The following is an 18,822-nucleotide window of genomic DNA, read 5'->3' as shown; positions in this document are numbered from 1 at the left end:
TGCGACGCTCCACATCAACCCAGCTACTTTCTCGCGGCCTGCACCATTTCATAGGCTGATTGAATGTCTTGCGCCTTTTGTTTTGCCTGTTCCATCATTTGTTTAGGTAAGCCTTTAGCAACCAATTTGTCTGGGTGATGTTGCGCCATTAATTTGCGATAAGCTTTTTTGATGTCTTTGTCACTGTCAGAAGCTTTCACTCCCAGTAAACGATAGGCACGAGAAATCTGCTTTTCACTGCTTTCTGGAGAGGCTGCGCCTTGTCCTTGGTGTTGATGAAATTTGGCACCTGCTATGATCATGTCAAACAGTTGATCAAGCTCCCGTGCCGAAAAGCCAAGCGAACCAGCTATTTTGTGTAAAACTTCTCGTTCGATATTTTCAAGATTGCCGTCAGCAAAGGCAACTTGAATTTGAATTTCCAAAAACAACAGTAATAAATCATTACGGCCTCGGCAGCTTTCTTTAAACTTTGCTAGTCGCGCTTCCAGTGGAAAGCCAGAAGTTTTGCCATCGCGAAATGCCTCTTGTGCTTCACGACGTAACTCTCCTCTCAGTCCTAATCTATCCATATATGCATTAGCAAATGCTATTTCGTGTTCAGTAACCCGCCCTTTTGCTTTTGCGACATAACCCATAACAGAGAACGTGCAGTAGAAAAAGGCTGCTTGCCGATCGGCTTCTTTTCCTTGGTACAAACCGTCAAAATTGATTGCCGTGCCTTTATCAAAGAAGTGCCCAAGCCACAGCCCGAGTAACCCGCCAAAAATGTTTCTGGTTAGCATGAAGCCAAACAAGAAACCAAATATCTTTCCCCAAATTCGCATTTCGTTTTATGTCTCTAGTCTGTATTTATCACTCAAGCAGATGCTATTTATTTAACGCAGCTAAGCGCTCTGGCGTTCCCACATCGGTCCATTGCCCTGCTAGTTTACTTCCTGACACACGTCTTTGTGCGCTCGCTTCCCGTAATAACGGCCCCAGAGGCAATATTTTTGGCTGTTGTTTTAGTTGCTTGAAATAATCTAATCGAAACAAGCTAATACCGCTATAAGTTAATGCATCACCCTGCTGGCATAAAGGAAGCACTTCGCCATTAACCAATGAAAAATCTCCACTGCAATTATGTGCAGGATTGTCGGTCAACCATAAATGGATATCGATATTCTCATCAACTTTAGGCAGCGTAGAAAAATCATAATCACAATAAATATCACCATTAACAACAAGTAAGTACTCACCCTCACCTATTATTGGCAATGCGTTGACAATGCCGCCCGCGGTTTCTAGGGCGCCGTCTCGCTCTTCACTATATTGAATGCGAGCGCCCCAACGTTTGCCATCACCAAAATAATCAATAATCTGTTCACCTAACCAAGCACAGTTAATCACAATATCACAAAGCCCTTGCGCAACCAGTTTATTAATATGGTGTTCAATCAGCGGTATGCCCTTAACTTTCAGCATTGGCTTAGGGCAGCTATCCGTTAACGGGCGCATGCGCTCGCCTCGCCCTGCGGCCAAAATCATGACTTTTATCATCACTTACTACCCACTTGGTGTATTTTTGGTAGCACCTCAGTGCTAATCAGTTCACTTAAAAATGCAAACTCACTGTACAAGTCTGCTGTTTCAACAATATAAGAGAGCGTTAAAGGAATATCTTTTAGATAGTGCGATTTATTGTCACGATGATGCAACCGTGCAAAAATCCCACTCGCTTTCAGGTGGCGCTGCATCCCCATTAAATCAAACCACTTAATCCATTGCTGCTTGCTGTAGTTCGCCACCAGTTCACTATCAAGTTGCTCAAGATAAGTGCTATACAAATCGAGCACCTGTTGTCGCGGCCATTTCACATAACAATCTTTCAGTAACGAGACAATGTCATAGGTAATAGGCCCTAGCACTGCATCTTGAAAATCTATGATACCAAGCGAGCTGTCAGCACAGCGCATAATATTACGGCTATGGTAGTCTCTGTGCATGAATTGTTGTGGTTGCGCCAGCGCCGATGTTACAAGCAAAGATTGACATTGTTGCCATGCGCTATCTTGTAATGCAGTTAGCGAAATACCGAGATGTTTATCTAAAAGCCACTCAGAAAAAATGTCCAATTCGCGAACAATAAACGCCTCGTCAAAATATGGTAGTTGCTGTGTATCTATGCGAGAAAACTGCAACAACGGGCCAAACGCATCCTGATAAACTGGTGCAAGTGACGCCTCGTTTAAAGACTGAATTAACAGCTCATTGCCAAAGTCTTCAAGGCAAAACCACCCCTTATCCTTATCAACATGATGAATTGCAGGTGTTTTCACCCCAACTGCGCGCATGCGTTGTGCTATGTCGACAAATGAGGGGTTGTTACATGTGTCAGGTGGCGCGTCAACCGCAATATAGCACTTACCATTCACATGAATGCGAAAATACCGTCTAAAGCCAGCATCACCATCAAGTGCTTCGATGTCGATATTATCTGTATCAAATTGTTTATTTAGCCACTGTAAAAGCGCATCAAGCCGCAAATCTAGCAATGCATTTCCTCAAAATAAGTCTTAATAAAAATGGCGCTCACTGCGCACCCGCAAATTATACAGAATCGTTAAATATAACCAATTCGCACTTCAAATAAAATTGCTATATTATTGCGGTATTAAGCGTTAGAATACGCAAAAAATTTTCATAGCTGAATAATTCGACTTTTCCGGACATTTGATGCCATTTTCCAGTCAACATTTGATACTTTTATTATGTAGTGCACTTCCTTGGTCCGTATTGGGGCAGTCAACCAATGTTAACGACACGGTTGAAACTACATCATCTGCTGATAATACCTTAGTGTGTCCCGTACCAGTTCATCCAACCATTACACCTGAACGAGCGCTAAACAGTAAACAAGACTACCGTATTTATTCCAATACAGCCGATGCCATCAAAAATGAAATTGCCAACTTTACGGGTGAAGTAAAGCTATTTGGCAAAGACAGAACAATTACCGCTGACAGCCTAATGGTGAACAGAGTCACCTCAGAAATCAGTGCCGATGGCAATATTCATTTTCAAAATAAAGGCATTAATATTTTTGCCTCGCAATTAAGTGCCAGTAAAGCGTCAAAATCAACACAGTTATTAGACAGTTCTTATCAGCTAAACCATAATCCTGGGCACGGTAGTGCTAGCGAAATCTTTGTTTCCGCAGACGGCGTTATTAGCCTCAGACAATCAAGTTTTACAACTTGTTATGGCGAAGTGCCCGACTGGCAAATGTTAGCGAGCGAAATCAATATTTCAGTGGAGGAAAACCACGGGGAAGCCTACAACGCTAGATTTGAATTGTTTGGTATGCCAATTCTTTACGTGCCGTATTTCTCTTTTCCAGTCACCAATGAACGTAAATCTGGTGTCCTTTACCCTACCATTAGTTCATCTGGAAAGTCTGGCTTAGAAATAGAAGTGCCGTATTACTGGAATATTGCCGAGAACATGGACGCCACCATTACGCCGAGACTAATGAGTAAAAGGGGTTTACAACTTAATACCGAATTCAGGTACTTAAGTGGCGAACAATCAGGCGAATTAAATATTGAATATCTCAATGAAGATAAAGAACTCGTTAGTAATAATGATCCACGCTATTTAGTACGCTTAGAACATACAGGGACATTTTCTGAAAACTTTCGCGCCCATGTTGATTACACAACGATTAGTGATGATAACTACCTTATTGACCTCGACAGTAGCCAATACAATACCAATGACACGTATTTATACCAAATTGGCGAGCTAGCCTATTTTGGTGAGGATTGGCAGGCCAGCATCAAAGCGCAAGATTTTGAAGTACTCGGTGACCATCAATCAAGTTATAAGACAGTGCCACATATTGAATTGGCGAAATTTATCGACATTCCATTCGCCAATGGTCAGTTTGATATTTACTCTGAACTTACTCAATTTAAAACTGATGATTTATCGCAGCCTGAGGCAAATCGCTACCATGTAGAAGCCGGTGCCATTTTCCCTATTTCTACACCAGCCTGGTTTTTAACGTCTGAATTCAGATTACTACAAACAAATTATGAACAAGAACGTATTGCACCAATGAGTTCACTGGAAGAAGATGTTAGCCGTACGTTGCCTAAAATAAGATTGCATGGCGGAATTAACTTTGACCGTGACATGAGTAACTGGAAGTCAGGTTACACACAAACACTAGAGCCACAGCTACAATACCTTTACATACCAAACAAAGATCAAAGCAATATCGGGCTATACGACACCACTAGCTTACAAGACGATTTTGCCGGCCTATTTCGTGACCGTCGTTTTAGTGGCTTAGACAGAATTGCCGAAGCCAATCAATATTCATGGGGTATAACCACGCGCATTCTCGATGAAAACAATAGCGAACGTTTCCGCCTCAGCCTAGGTCGTATTGTTTATGTCGACGACATCAATGATGTCCAATCAGCAAGCGACAGCGCATTAGCCGACGAATCGGTACTCGCTTCGGAAGTTGCATTTAGGCTAAGCAGAAATTGGCAGTTTTCGAGCGACATCCAATACAATACCAAAAACAACAATACCAATCGCAGTCAAAGTACGCTTGATTACCAATTTGAAAATAATCAGTCAATTCAATTGAACCATCGATACAGTGAAGATGTCTCAGGTACTACACTTGAGCAAGCCTCTATTTTGGGCAATATCGCTATTAACGAAAATTGGCAGTTAGTTGCTCGTGTGACTGAAGATTTGCAAGAAAAACGTAATTTAGAATCGTACTTGGGATTGCAATATGAAAGTTGTTGTTGGGCGGTACGTGTTGCCTACCATCGACATATTAGCTCTAATTTAGATGATCAAACATCTTCTATTGAAAAGCGCGATGAATTTGATAGTGGTTTCATGTTAGAGTTTGTCTTCAAAGGGCTAAACGGTAATATGTCATCTATTAGTACCCAAGATATGTTTAACGACAGTATATTCGGCTATAAACGCCCATACTATTTAAATAACTAGAAATAGAAACTAAGTTTTATGAACAAAACATTTAAAATATTCGCTGTATTAGCGGCTTTAGCAGTGAATACTATAACAATTGCCGAAGAAGTAGAACTTGACCGTGTAGCAGCAATTGTCGATAGTGGCGTGGTGCTTGAGTCAGAAATTCAAGAGCTATTAAAAAATATCAAAGCACAAGCGGCTCAGAATAATCAAAACTTGCCGTCAGATAAAGCATTGCGTGTTCAAGTCACAGAGAAGCTCATCAATGACAACCTAATCATGCAATTAGGTGAGCGCATGGGCATTCAAGTTGGTGATGCTCAGCTTGATGACACCATTAATAATATGGCCAGAGGAAATAATCAGAGCATTGAAGCTTTCAGAGCTTCGCTTGTTTCACAAGGCATTGACTACGAAAAATACCGCGAGTCTGTTCGTACAGAGCTAATTACGGGTGAAGTTAAACGAAACGCTATGCGCCGTCGTATCTACATTTCACCGCAAGAAGTTGCTAATTTAATGTCGATGTTGAAAGAACAAAAAAGCGATGACATAGAGTACCGTTTAGGCCACATCTTAATCGAATTTCCAGCTGAGCCAACCCAAGCAGATATTAACGCTGCAAAAACGCGTGCAGACAGAGTAATCGAACTTCTTAATGAAGGTGGCAATTTTGCAGAGATCGCCATTGCTTCATCGGGTGGCGCTAACGCACTTGAAGGGGGTGATTTAGGTTGGAAAAGTATCAACGAATTACCTACGCTGTTTTCTGAAATCATCGACGGCAAAGATAAAGGCACAGTGCTAGGGCCTATTCGTTCAGGTTTAGGTTTCAGCATCGTGAAAGTCCAAGATATTCGCGGTAGAGAAGTAGTTGAAGTTGAAGAAGTCCGCTCACGTCATATTTTGATTAAACCATCAATCATTCTAAGTGAAGCCAAGGCCGAAGAAATGCTTAAAGAGTTTAAACGACAGCTTGAAGCAGGCGAAGCAGATTTTGAAGAATTGGCAAAAGAACACTCAGATGGACCGACAGCTGTAAGAGGCGGCGACCTAGGCTGGGCTGATCCAAATAAATATGATCCAGCATTTAGTGATGCACTCGCACGTTTAGATGTTGATAAATATCACGAACCGTTTAGATCGTCTTTTGGCTGGCATTTAGTGCAACTAACAGGGCGCAGAACGCTGGACGCAACCGAACAAATGAATGAGAATAAAGCCTATCAATTACTGTATCGTCGTAAGTACGGTATGGAAGAAGCACGATGGTTAAAAGAAATTCGCGACCAAGCCTTCATCGAGGTAGTAGAGTAAATTGACAATGGGTTCAATAAAGCGCGTCGTAATTACACCGGGTGAACCAGCAGGTATCGGGCCGGACTTAACAATTGCTATAGCTCAACAAGCTTGGCCAGTGCAATTAGTGGTTGTTGCTTCACCACAATTAATGCGCGAGCGCGCAAAATTGTTAGGTCTCCCCATCCAGTTGCAGGAGTATGACTCAAGTAAACCCGCTACACCGCAAGCAGCGGGTACTTTGACCATTTTACCCGTTGAACTGGGCGGTGAATGCATCGCTGGCGAACTTAATGTCGACAACGGGCATTACGTTGTTGAAACCTTGCGCATTGCAAGCGAGAAAAATATTAACGGTGAGTTTGACGCCATTGTTACCGGTCCCGTGCACAAAGGATTGATCAACCAAGCCGGCATCGCATTTAGCGGCCACACCGAATATTTTGCCCATCAAGCTAACTGCAGTGATGTTGTCATGATGTTAGCAACTGAAGGGTTAAGAGTGGCATTAGTTACCACTCACATACCATTGGCATATGTCTCAAAAGCGATTACTTTTGAACGATTACAAAAAGTTACCCGTATTCTCCACCAAGACTTGCGAACTAAATTTGGTATAGCCTCTCCGAGTATTTACATCTGTGGAATTAACCCACATGCAGGTGAAGATGGCCATTTAGGAAAAGAAGAAATTGAGGTGATGAACCCTGCGCTCGACGAATTGCGCGCAGAAGGCATGAACCTTATAGGGCCTCTTCCAGCAGACACCATATTTCAAGAGAAATACTTAGCACAAGCTGATGCAATTTTAAGCATGTATCACGATCAAGGGCTACCTGTACTAAAATATAAAGGATTTGGTTCATCAGTTAATATTACACTTGGCCTGCCATTTATTCGTACCTCTGTTGATCATGGCACAGCTCTCGATTTGGCTGGTACCAATCAAGCGGATCCAGGTAGCTTCTATGAAGCGCTTAATACGGCGATCCATTTAGCCAATAACCAAACAAAATAATGCGATATTATTGAAACACTATGAGTAAAAATTCTCACTTGGGTCACCAAGCCAAAAAGCGTTTTGGCCAAAACTTTTTACACAATGACGCAATTATCAGCCAAATTGTAGATGCGATAAATCCAGAGCCTAATGAAAATCTGGTAGAAATTGGCCCTGGACTTGGCGCATTAACAGAACCAGTAGTTGAACGCGCTGGTAACTTGTCTGTTGTTGAATTAGATAGAGATCTCGCTGAACGCTTGCGTCATCATCCTTTCTTAGCGCCAAAGCTTACAATACATGAAGTCGATGCTCTCAAGTTTGACTTCGGTCAACTATATCGCGAAGGGCAGCCATTACGAATTTTCGGCAATTTGCCATACAACATTTCAACGCCACTCATCTTTCACTTGCTAACCTTTAAAGACAAGGTGCAAGACATGCATTTCATGCTGCAAAAAGAAGTCGTAGAGCGTATGGCGGCAGGCCCAAACTGTAAAGCCTATGGACGTTTGTCGATAATGACGCAGTATCAATGTCAGGTTATGCCTGTGATGGAAATCGGCCCTGAAGCATTTCAGCCACCACCTAAAGTAGACTCTGCTATTGTCAGGCTAATCCCTAAGCAAGAAATAGCAAAGCCAGCGATGTCATTAAAAGATTTAAATACCGTATGTCTTACGGCATTCAATCAACGCCGTAAAACCATACGCAACACTTTCAAGAAGCTCATAGCTGTTGAGCATATTGAAGCGCTAGGTATTGATGCAAGCTTGCGTCCGGAAAACTTGTCCATTGACAACTACATTGATTTAGCTAACTTTTTAACTAAGAACCCGATAGAGCAATAACCATGGATGATAGCGCGGTTATCGATAACGATGATGTCATTGTAACAGTGGAAACTGAATTTATTGGCGTGCAACAAGACGGCGATAAAGATCATTATATCTTCAGCTATACCATCACTATAGATAATCAAAGTGAATTTGACCTTCAGCTACTATCACGTTATTGGCTTATCACAGACGGTAACGCCAAAATCAGTACCGTCGTAGGCGAAGGTGTCATTGGAGAAAAGCCACTAATTGCTACTGGTAAGAAATATAAGTATTCAAGTGGTTGTGCACTTGAAACTCCTGTAGGGACTATGGAGGGCTACTACCTGATGATTGACGCCGAAAAACAAAGTTATAAAGTGCATATCCCCGTTTTCAGGCTCGCGGTACCGGGAATTTTAAACTAAATAATGGCCACCTATTTTATTGGCGACATTCAAGGGTGTTACTCAGAATTACGAGCGTTAATGGAACGAGTGGCATTCTCACCAGCAACAGATGAACTCTGGGTAGCTGGAGACATGGTGGCCAGAGGGCCACAATCTTTGGAAACCCTACAATATTTAATGTCTCTTGGCGACAGCGTTAAATCCGTTCTCGGAAATCACGACCTTCATTTATTGTCAGTCATTCATGGCTTAAAACCTGAAAAGAAACAAGACAAACTCTCAGCGCTATTGGCATCATCTGAGCTTGAAAGTATTGTACATTGGTTAGTTCATCAGCCGCTGTTACGCAAATTGCCAAATGAAAATGTCTATATGTCGCACGCAGGCATAGCACCACAATGGACAATTGATGAAGCAACTGCCAGCGCGAGATTTGCCGAAGAGAAGTTACAATCAAAACATCTCGTAAAATGGTTATCAAGAATGTACGGTGAGATGCCAAACGATTGGCATCAAGTTAGAACGAAAACTGAAAAGTTTCGCTATACCATCAATGCATTCACGCGTATGCGATATTGTTATGATGATTTAACACTCGAATTCGCCTGTAAGCAGGGACCGAGTGAAGCGCCTCCTAATATAAAACCTTGGTACTTTTTAAGTACAGATGTACTTAAAAACAATCAGTGGATATTTGGCCATTGGGCGGCTCTCATGGGGAATTGTCCTGTACCAAACACCTATCCACTTGATACTGGCTGCGTGTGGGGCGGTAGCCTGACATTGCTAAGATGGGACGACAAGCAGTACTTTGTCGAGCCAGCGCATAAAAAAACAAAGATAAAGCAATAACTAAAGGTGAAAATATGTTATTGATTGTTATACTATGCGTTAAGGCTAAACCATTTGTGCAATCTGTCGATAACTAAAGCTATGACTAAAGTTAAAACAGCGCTTAGAAGCAATTGAATTTAGTCTATTTTTCGTATTTCAAACAATAAACTGGTGGTTTAAATGAATTTGACTGTAGCATCGAAAATAATTGGTGGTTTTACCATTATTTCCATTCTTTTAATTTTAACCAGCATAATTTCTTATAGTAATTTAAGCACGATTCAAGAATCTACTCAGCAACAGAGTGAGCTAGCAATACCAACCTTGAAAGGAAGTAATAAACTGGCAACGGAGTTAAGCCAAATTGGTAATCTAGCCTTGCGAGCTTATTACCAAAGTGAATTAGCGCCATTAGAAAGTAACTTAAGTGCTTATAAAACAAGTGAGAAGGACTTTTTAGCAGAAATAAAGAGTCTAAAATCAATCGTGCAAAAAGAGCCAAACTTGATTGGTAATCTACGAAAAATAGATGAAGAATTTACGTTACTGCAAACACACATTACCCAAGTCATCGAAAGCCGTCGCACCAGCATCGAGCAAAAAGCGACACTTGTTGACAAAATTGACACGTTAGAAGAAAAAGCAGACGACGCGGCGACTATATTATTAGATATGGCCGATCACGACCTTGCGAGCTCTAAGTTGCAACGTGCCGTTAGCCTAAGTGAAATGATTGAGTCGTTACTAAATTCAATGGTAACGCTTGGTTTTGAATACAGAGAAATCAAAAACCCTCAATCAGCTAGCCTTGTTGAGACAGAGTTAACTAACACAATGAACGAACTTAATCGTTCAATCAAAGAAGTGTTGAACGAACTCAATGCGAATGGCGTTGATGATATTGCGTCAGACATTGTTGAATCACTCAGCGAAGTTGAAAGCCTAGTGTCTGGTGACAATAGTATGTTCACCAATAAGAGCCGTGAGTTGAGCGCTATTGCTAATGCAACGAAAGAACTCACAGAAACAGATAACAACATTAAAAAAGCCAATGAGATCTTATCTAAACAAGTTGAGCTGGCGAATAAAACATCCGCAACTACTTCTCAATTGGTTAGGTCTGCAGTATCGGAAGGTACTACGTTAACACTGTCGATATTAGTAGTATCCATCCTAATCGCAATAGGTATAGCCTATGCCACATTAATCAGTATTACTCGTCCACTTGCTCGTGTTAACGATATGCTGAATGTTGTTGCCTCTGGTGATCTATCAAGAAAACTTGATGAAAGTGGTAAAGACGAATTCGCACAATTATCTCGTAACTGTAATTTATTAATTGATAGTCTACGTAGCTTAATTCAAAGCATTGTGAGCCGTTCAACGCAGCTCGCAACTGCTGCAGAGCAAACTTCTGCGGTAACAGCTCAAAGTACAACGGCAATTGAAGAACAACGTAATCAAGTTGAACAAGCCGCTTCAGCAACCACAGAGATGAGTAGCACTTCACAAAGCGTACTTTCAAGTGCTAACGATGCATTAGGTGAAATCAAACAAGCAGATGACGAAGCAGAGCGTATTAAGATTATCTCTAGCCGTAACCGTAACACTATTGAACAATTGGCCGCTGAAGTTGAGTCTGCTTCGCAGGTTATCAATAAGTTGCAACAAGACAGTGCTTCTATTGGTGGAATCTTGGATGTAATTCGCGGTATTGCAGAGCAAACCAACCTACTAGCACTAAACGCAGCCATTGAGGCGGCACGTGCTGGTGAACAAGGCCGTGGCTTTGCCGTTGTTGCTGATGAAGTAAGAACGTTGGCCAGCCGTACTCAAGAGTCTACACAAGAAATTCAGAACATGATTGAAGTACTGCAAACGGGTGCTGAGAAAGCTGTAGCTGTAATGGAAACCGGTAAAAAACAAGCATCAGACTGTGTTGAGCAAAGTGAAGAAGCCGATAAGGCGCTTGAAACCATTACCCACGCCGTACACGAAGCCTACGATCGCTCTTCACAAATTGCGACCGCGGCAGAAGAACAAAGTGTTGTGGCACATGAAATTAGCGAAAACTTAGAGTCAATTGTGACAATTGCCGAACAAACTACTGCAGGCTCTCAGCAAACGGCTTCGTCAAGCAGTGAAGTCGCGAGATTGGCCGAAGAACTGCAACAATCAGTGCAAGAGTTTAAGTTGTAACGCCAGTTACAATCCACTATACGAAAAATGCCGCAATTATTATTGCGGCATTTTTGTTTGGTGATTATTCAATCTGCAAACTCTGCTTTAGCTGTATTAATACCAAAGAACAATATTTATCAACAGTTAGCTCCAAAGCAAACCTACGTCCCTAAAGCTATATGATAACCTGGTTATCATTACTGTTGCCGCATATGAGCCTATTTAATTCATCCTTAGTAACCAGTCAGGAGAGTGATAATTTCTCTGACAAATCTTTGTATTGATCAAATAGTTAATTCAATTCGTAAAACCAACATCTTGGCTATCAACCAACCATCACTGTACAAATTTCACTCAAAGTTGACACGTAGTTGGCACATGCGAAGCGTAATTGGCAAATTGTTAGCACATAACTGGCCTTTGAATTGAGACATTCTTTCCATAATCTATCAACTACTTGGCCAAACGCGAAATTGTGCTGTGGCAATGCATACAAAGTTCATGCGCTGACAGTTACTCAACTCAAAATTATCGTGTTGCTTTGTAGAGTTGAACACACAGGCTTCTTATTAAGCCAATCAATTAACATATACACTAAAAGGAGTTTGATAATGCTAACTTTTCACATATTTGCAGGTGCATTAGTATTACTGTCTGGTATCGGAGCGTTGTTATCAGGCAAAGGAAGTAAAATACATCGCAATACCGGAAACGCATTCTTTATTACATTTATTTTGATGGCAGGAAGTGCCACTTACTTGGCTGATGACCCAGTAATCGCTATTGCGTCAATCTACTTTGTATCAACCGCATGGGTAACCATCCGTCGGCCAGAAAAGAAATCGGGAAAGTTTGAAATTATCGCATTTTTTACAATTACCATCGTATGCGCCAGATACTTTTATGTGGCAACAACGTCACCGGCCGGCTTTATGACAACAATGTATTATCTATTTGGCAGTATTGCATTGCTCGCCGCAATGCTTGATTTGAAATTGATTATACAAAAAGGCATTTCTGGCGCTCACCGTATTGCCAGACACTTATGGCGCATGTGTTACGCCCTGTTAGGCGCGGTTCTCTCACTTGTTGCCAATACATCAGGAAAATGGCCCGAATTTATTGACGAAAATTTACCAATATTTCTAGTAATCGTAGTAATGCTTTATTGGTTATTTCGCTTATTGCTTACCGATTGGTTTGCCAAACGAAAAAGTATTATTAAGAAAGGCGCATAGCCAAAGCGATAAATGACTAGCGTTTCAGAATCAGCTAAAAGTGCCTACGACGTATAAACACAAAACCAAAGGCGAGTAAATGAAGTGAAATTCATCAGTGTTCCCCAAAAGTTGCAAACAAATTTTGGGGAATTCTTAGACAATTATTAGCCGATGTCGCGATGGAGTAATTTATTTCTAGCGTTTTTCGTAAACCGCAAACTCTAAGTCATAGGCATTCTTTTCATCAGCCTTGTAGCTCTCGCTGTTGATTTTATGCCATTCATTTAAGTCATAGCTAGGAAATTGCGTATCTCCGTCAATGCTTGCCTGTATATGCGTGATATAAAGTCGTTGAGCAGCAGGTAAGCAATGGGCGTAAATTGCACCACCGCCTATCACCATCACTTCTTCTACATCGCCTGCTTTAACAATCGCTGCGTCTACCGAAGTAACGACCTCAATTCCTTCAGCGTAATAATTAGGATCACGAGAAATTACGATGTTTTGACGTCCAGGCAATGGTCGGCCGATAGATTCATAGGTTTTACGTCCCATCACCACTGGCTTACCCAGTGTCGTCTTTTTGAAGTAAGCGAGATCCGCTGGCAAATGCCAAGGCATGTCGTTGTCTTTACCGATAATGCGATCGTTCGCATGTGCAACAATCATCGAAAGTATTGTCATGGCCGTTTAATTATTTTGGTAAATGATGCACATATTCTACTATCTGCGTTCTATTAGCGTCACTATTTTTCTTATAAGATTCATTAACAACGCGTGGCGATTGACATTAACGCCAGCACTTAAACACTGGATATAAAGACAGTTATCTTTTACACTTAGTCGTTCTATCTATTGACGCAAATTTGAATGAAAGTATATATCGCCGAAAAACCTAGTTTAGGGCGCGCCATCGCTGCTGCACTGCCAAAACCACATAAAAAACAACAAGGCTTTATAGAAGTTGGCAACGGTGATGTCGTCACTTGGTGTATCGGACACATTCTAGAACAAGCCGATCCAGACGCATATGATGAAAAATACAAGAAGTGGCAACTTGATCACTTACCAATCATTCCACAAGCGTGGCAACTCAAACCCAAGTTCAAGACCAAGAGCCAACTTAGCGTTATTCGAAAACTGGTTAAGCAAGCAAGCCAGATAATCCATGCGGGCGACCCTGACCGCGAAGGCCAATTGCTAATAGATGAAGTCATCGATTTTCTCAAAGTGAGTGACGCCAAGAAAAAACAAATTCAGCGTCTGCTTATAAGCGACCTGAACACGCCTGCGGTAAAGCGTGCCTTAAATCAATTGAAACCAAACCTAAGCTTTGTTCCGCTTTCTGTTTCAGCACTTGCCAGAAGCCGAGCAGACTGGCTATACGGCATTAACTTAACAAGAGCTTATACGATACAAGGCAACAAAGTTGGCTATTCTGGCGTGCTATCGGTAGGGAGAGTGCAAACGCCTGTGCTGGGGCTTGTAGTAAATCGTGACAAAGAAATTGCTGAATTTGTTGAAAAACCTTATTTTCAAGTGGCTGCTGACGTAACAACTAAGACGAACGAGACGTTTTCAGCTATGTGGCAACCCAGCGAAGCGTGTCAACCGTATATGGATGAAGATGGTCGCGTACTCAACAAAAAGCTCGCTGAAAATGTTATTGGCCGCATCTCTGATCAGCCAGCAACTGTAACTGATATAAAGAAGGAAAATAAGCAGCAAAATCCCCCCTTGCCTTTTAATTTGTCTGCATTGCAAATCGCCGCAGCAAATCAATTGTCGATGAATGCGAAACTCGTATTAGACGTTTGTCAGAGCCTATATGAAAAGCATCAATTGATTACTTATCCACGCTCAGATTGCCGTTATTTACCGCTAGAACACCATGAGCAAGCACGTACAATATTAGCTAACCTAGCGTCAGCACAACTACCGATATCTGATGAAATAGTTGGCGCTAACGCAGCGCTTAAAAGCAAAGCATGGAATAACAGCAAGGTAACCGCACACCACGCCATAATTCCTACGGAAAAACCACTCAACAGTGCAACGCTGAATAATTTAGAGAAAAACGTTTATCAGCTTATTGCTCGCCAATATGTTGCACAATTTTTTCCTGCCTACACATACAACCATACTAAATTATCGCTCACGATTTCCGGAGGGTTATTCACTGCTACAGCCAACGTTCCAGTTCAAATTGGTTGGAAGCAACTCTTTAACAAGCATAGGTCCAAAGAACATGAGGATTCAGAAAATGAAGCATCAGATTTTTTGCCAGAGGTCAGCAAAGGTGATGTATTACATTGTATTCAGGGACGATTGCTAGAAAAACTCACCCAACCGCCAAAAGCATTTACCGATGCAACATTGCTGGCAGCAATGACGGGTATTAACCGTTATGTCGCCGATAAACACCTTAAAAGCGTGTTAAAAGATACAGATGGATTAGGCACTGAAGCTACCAGAGCGAATATCATAGAGCTTCTATTTAAACGCGGCTTTTTACAACGTGCAGGAAAATCGATTCACGCCACTGATGCAGGAAAAGGCCTGATTGCCGCCTTACCGGAACAGTGCACGAAACCAGATATGACCGCCCACTGGGAAGCTACGCTCAATCAAATTAGTGAACAAAAAGCCAATTATCAAGGCTTTATGACACCGTTAACTCACACATTAACTGAATTAGTTGCATTAGCGTCTAACCAACTTCCCGTTGCCTTAAAAGGCATCAAATCAAGCCAAAAGCCGGCTTATATGAAAAAGAGAAAAAGACGGCTGAAAGCATAGACATATAATTCATACTTCCAGCTCGCAACCACTATGACTCTGACATCTTCTGTTTTCGCCACAAGCTTTTCAGCTTATTGACAAATAGTCTGTCTTTACCTTCAAGTGGTGCAACAAATAACATGAATTCAGAATCATCTTTTCTAACCACCGTAATCACAGTGTTCGCGTTATCATTTGGTGCAAAGTCGACTTTAATGTCTTTTACTTCAGTGAAAGAAACAACTTCACTTTGAAATTCATCCGCTTCATTCAGCCAATACGAGAAGATGCGATTGTCAGTAAAGCCATTACCGTCATCACGTACGGAAAAAATGGCGTCACTATAGAAATAGTTAATGGTTTCATTTGGCAGGATCAGCTTTTTGCGTTGTAAGAATTGAATATCACCTTGTAGAATTTGTTCCTGTGTGACCACTTGATCACTCGGCAACAGCGAACTCTCATCTGCTAAGGTAAATACCAGCAATGGTAAATAAACCATAATCGCAACAATATGACGCAAATGCCATTTCGAATTATAGCGGTAAGCTTCAAGCGCAGACTGATTAATTAAATTTATGTAGCTAACCAAGGGAATGAACAGTAAGGGAAGCAGCAAATAAACCATGCTTACCGCCATAGAATCTACATAATTAGAACCAACAGCAAAAACAAAGTAAACCAAAGCAAATAGGATGGCTAACGTAGTCATCATTACACGATTGTCGCCAAACCGCGCCATGCTGTCTGTTTTTAGCTGGTTAAATAGCGGATAAAACCAAAATACTGAAAATATGCCACGCGCTATTGGCATAATAGTCGAGCCTTGTTGCTGCTTAACGGCTTTCCAGTTTCTATACATCCAATAAGCAATATAAAAACCAAAGGTAGCAATTGATAAAGTTAAGAACTTGGCTAAGGAAATGGGATAATAGCTGGCACCTTCAAATCTCGGACGAGCGTTTGATTCAAGACGCCAACTGATGATGATAAAACCAATGGCGCATAAAAATACAACGCTACCTATTTCAACCCATGACGAATAGTTAAAACTTTCTTTTGGGCTTGCAACAACTTCTTCATGATCTCCGTATTTGATGATACCAAAGTAGGCTTCGTCTCTAAGCCTGATGCGTGCATCTAAGTACTCTTGTATCTGAGCAACGGGCACGTGATTGGCCTTGGCTTGATAGTCATACGTTAGCGTCAACGTGCTGCCTTCAAAAACGACATTCTTTTTAAAATAGAAAAAGTCATTATCTTCCGTGAAAGTTTCATTTTCAAACGTCCAGCCATCTTCAGCAAACGTTAATTGCGTTACCATTTTGATTTTATCGGGAAAAGTTAAACGCAATGGTGCATTTCGCGTAACTTCTTCAGGCTTGAAAACTGCGTTACGGATATCGGTTGGGTAGAATCTGGCACTAAAATCCTTCTCTTCTTTAGACCAAAAGTTATTAATTGAGTAGTGCTCAGTTAACGACAAGACACCAGAATCTTCATTATTCACCACAGTTAATTCAGACGTCGCTTTCAATTCAGGGTATTGCTTTTGATAAAAGACTTCGTAATCTCTGGCTAATTTAGCACGACCTTTTTCTTCAATTTGATTTCTTTTGGCTAACGCCTCATCACCCAAGTACTCACTGACCACTGTAAATTCTACCGCTTCGGTAGCAATAGCAGGGATTGAATATTGCTCGTTAACATGCAAGTAAGAGTTAACTGTTGCTTGCTTCATTGACGTTAACGCTGTTTGATCAGCAGCGAGAATCAGCGCATAGCCGTAGTCAGGCTGATATAATGCGTCTAACTGACCTTCCTGACGCCTTATTGTAGGGTCTAACCAATACCTTTGGTTATCGTGTTCAAGTGTCACCAACACATGGTCAAAACGGTTTTGCGCTGGTGGTTTTTCGTTTAGTAACAAGGTTTCTTCGGTATCCACCAATGCTGGATACGCATTTACGCCAAGCCCTTTAAGAATCGAAATAAATAAAATAGCCTTGTCTTTGCAATCACCATACCTTAGTGCCAAGGTTTCACTCGCAGGTGTTGGCAAATGAGAATTGATACCATTTTGCAAGGCAACGTATCTTATCTCGTTTTGCACGTACTTTAACGCCGCTGAAATTTGTTCACTTTTAGTACCATAACTTGCTTTAATATCGTTAGCTACGGCTTGAACCTCAGGAACGATTTCATCAACGTGATACAGCGGTTGCGCCCAATCTACTACCTGCCTCCAACTTGAAAGTTCAGTAAAATAAACGGTGTTATATGGCGAATACCAATTAGGTGTTTCGCTTGGGATCCTAATGGTGTCAGGGTTGTTTACGTAAAGACTATACTCCTGAAATTGCCCAAGCTGGGTTTGGCTAACATTGGGTTCAAAATTGCGTCCACTAACAAATAAAGGGTTATTTTTGCCCCACAATATTCTCACGTATTGCTCAGCAACGGGCACAGACCAATTTAACGTACGAGAATACGAAAAAACGCCTTGATAAATTGGGTTTACACCTACTCTGGAGTAGCTGTAATCAAGCACATCGCCTTCACGTAAATCATCAATTAGTACATTTAGCGTCAAGTTTCCGTGATATATCTGTGCGTTTAATTCATTCTCGTTGTTTAGTTGCGTAATTTTCGCAGTGTTGAGCTTATCAATTTTTTGCCCGTCACGTATCAAGTACAAGGAGTTTAACCAAACTTGTTGATAACTAGGGTCGAAAGACAAATTCAGCTGAGAATTATAGTCAACACCTGTTTGGTTTATGACCTCTTCAACATAACGCGAATAAATCGCTCGCTCTCCTGTTTGAGTAACTTTGAACTGCAAGTCAATTAAATGGTAAAACACGCCATTACTTATCTCATCAACAGGGATATCTTTTGACAATTCGGGTTGACGAATTTCAACCCACTCGGGTGTCGCCTGAATGAACTGTTCATTATCGGCCGCTTGCACTGAAACTACATGTACTAAAGTGAAAAGTAAGACGAGTAACCAATAAAGGCCATTCTTTAAGAATTGAACTAAATGCAATGCAAAATCCTTTTATTATTCTGAGGTTGCTGTTCGAGGTTATTGTTGTTATACCAATCCGCATAAAGAATTGCCCACTTAGAATGACATGGGCGACATTAGAACAAACGAAATAAGTGTAGATATAGTTGTTCTACATTAAGCTTATTTTGTGCAGTTATCATGTTGCCCATGCATTCCCAAAGGGCGAGTTTTAAAGGCTTATATGCGGCGTTATTGATTT

General features: G+C 41.3%; 14 protein-coding genes. 9 read left to right on the top strand and 5 right to left on the bottom strand.

Going from position 1 to position 18,822, the window contains the following annotated elements; genetic code table 11:
- Positions 1-23: 23 nt before the first annotated feature.
- From djlA to ACSLUK_RS00060, 3 genes are read right to left on the bottom strand one after another with little or no spacing between them, the layout of a single operon-like run.
- The gene (gene djlA / locus ACSLUK_RS00070) at positions 24-827 is read right to left on the bottom strand and encodes a co-chaperone DjlA (RefSeq protein ID WP_448546441.1); all 804 of its coding nucleotides are present in this window, start codon (positions 825-827) and stop codon (positions 24-26) included.
- 43 nt (positions 828-870) lie between these two features.
- Positions 871-1,539 (bottom strand): N-acetylmuramate alpha-1-phosphate uridylyltransferase MurU, encoded by a 669-nt coding sequence (gene murU / locus ACSLUK_RS00065; RefSeq protein ID WP_448546896.1) that lies wholly within the window; start codon positions 1,537-1,539, stop codon positions 871-873.
- A 2-nt stretch (positions 1,540-1,541) separates the two neighbouring features.
- Positions 1,542-2,537, bottom strand: coding sequence for an aminoglycoside phosphotransferase family protein (locus ACSLUK_RS00060; protein ID WP_448546440.1), 996 nt, complete (start codon positions 2,535-2,537; stop codon positions 1,542-1,544).
- Positions 2,538-2,718: 181 nt separating this feature from the next.
- On the opposite strand from ACSLUK_RS00060, the gene lptD reads away from it, so the two are divergent.
- The 8 genes from lptD (at position 2,719) to ACSLUK_RS00020 (ending at position 12,787) form a co-directional block, all read left to right on the top strand.
- Positions 2,719-5,022, top strand: coding sequence for an LPS-assembly protein LptD (gene lptD / locus ACSLUK_RS00055; RefSeq protein WP_448546439.1), 2,304 nt, complete (start codon positions 2,719-2,721; stop codon positions 5,020-5,022).
- Between the two features lie 18 nt (positions 5,023-5,040).
- Entirely contained in the window at positions 5,041-6,324 is a 1,284-nt protein-coding gene (gene surA, locus ACSLUK_RS00050) for a peptidylprolyl isomerase SurA (RefSeq protein ID WP_448546438.1), read from the top strand.
- 7 nt (positions 6,325-6,331) lie between these two features.
- Positions 6,332-7,324 carry a 4-hydroxythreonine-4-phosphate dehydrogenase PdxA gene (gene pdxA, locus ACSLUK_RS00045; protein ID WP_448546437.1) on the top strand — a complete coding sequence of 331 codons (993 nt, stop codon included), beginning with the start codon at positions 6,332-6,334 and terminating at the stop codon, positions 7,322-7,324.
- 20 nt (positions 7,325-7,344) lie between these two features.
- A complete protein-coding gene (rsmA, locus tag ACSLUK_RS00040) occupies positions 7,345-8,157 on the top strand; it encodes a 16S rRNA (adenine(1518)-N(6)/adenine(1519)-N(6))-dimethyltransferase RsmA (protein WP_448546436.1) in 813 nt (270 codons plus the stop codon).
- A 2-nt stretch (positions 8,158-8,159) separates the two neighbouring features.
- On the top strand, positions 8,160-8,552 hold the full coding sequence (apaG, locus tag ACSLUK_RS00035) for a Co2+/Mg2+ efflux facilitator ApaG/CorD (protein WP_448546435.1): 393 nt from the start codon (positions 8,160-8,162) through the stop codon (positions 8,550-8,552).
- A 3-nt stretch (positions 8,553-8,555) separates the two neighbouring features.
- Positions 8,556-9,386 carry a symmetrical bis(5'-nucleosyl)-tetraphosphatase gene (locus ACSLUK_RS00030; protein WP_448546434.1) on the top strand — a complete coding sequence of 277 codons (831 nt, stop codon included), beginning with the start codon at positions 8,556-8,558 and terminating at the stop codon, positions 9,384-9,386.
- 162 nt (positions 9,387-9,548) lie between these two features.
- Positions 9,549-11,567, top strand: a complete 2,019-nt coding sequence (locus ACSLUK_RS00025) for a methyl-accepting chemotaxis protein (protein WP_448546433.1) — start codon at positions 9,549-9,551, stop codon at positions 11,565-11,567.
- A gap of 593 nt (positions 11,568-12,160) precedes the next feature.
- On the top strand, positions 12,161-12,787 hold the full coding sequence (locus ACSLUK_RS00020; protein WP_448546432.1) for a hypothetical protein: 627 nt from the start codon (positions 12,161-12,163) through the stop codon (positions 12,785-12,787).
- Between the two features lie 177 nt (positions 12,788-12,964).
- Here the strand turns inward: ACSLUK_RS00020 and folA are convergent, their stop codons facing one another.
- Complete coding sequence (folA, locus tag ACSLUK_RS00015; protein WP_448546431.1) at positions 12,965-13,453, bottom strand: type 3 dihydrofolate reductase; 489 nt, start codon at positions 13,451-13,453, stop codon at positions 12,965-12,967.
- A 186-nt stretch (positions 13,454-13,639) separates the two neighbouring features.
- On the opposite strand from folA, the gene ACSLUK_RS00010 reads away from it, so the two are divergent.
- On the top strand, positions 13,640-15,568 hold the full coding sequence (locus tag ACSLUK_RS00010; protein WP_448546430.1) for a DNA topoisomerase III: 1,929 nt from the start codon (positions 13,640-13,642) through the stop codon (positions 15,566-15,568).
- Between the two features lie 31 nt (positions 15,569-15,599).
- Here the strand turns inward: ACSLUK_RS00010 and ACSLUK_RS00005 are convergent, their stop codons facing one another.
- A complete protein-coding gene (locus ACSLUK_RS00005; protein WP_448546429.1) occupies positions 15,600-18,599 on the bottom strand; it encodes a DUF3857 domain-containing protein in 3,000 nt (999 codons plus the stop codon).
- Positions 18,600-18,822: the final 223 nt, after the last annotated feature.

The sequence above is a fragment of the Thalassotalea fusca genome (genome assembly GCF_053485835.1).
This window is presented reverse-complemented; position numbering and strand designations above follow the sequence as displayed.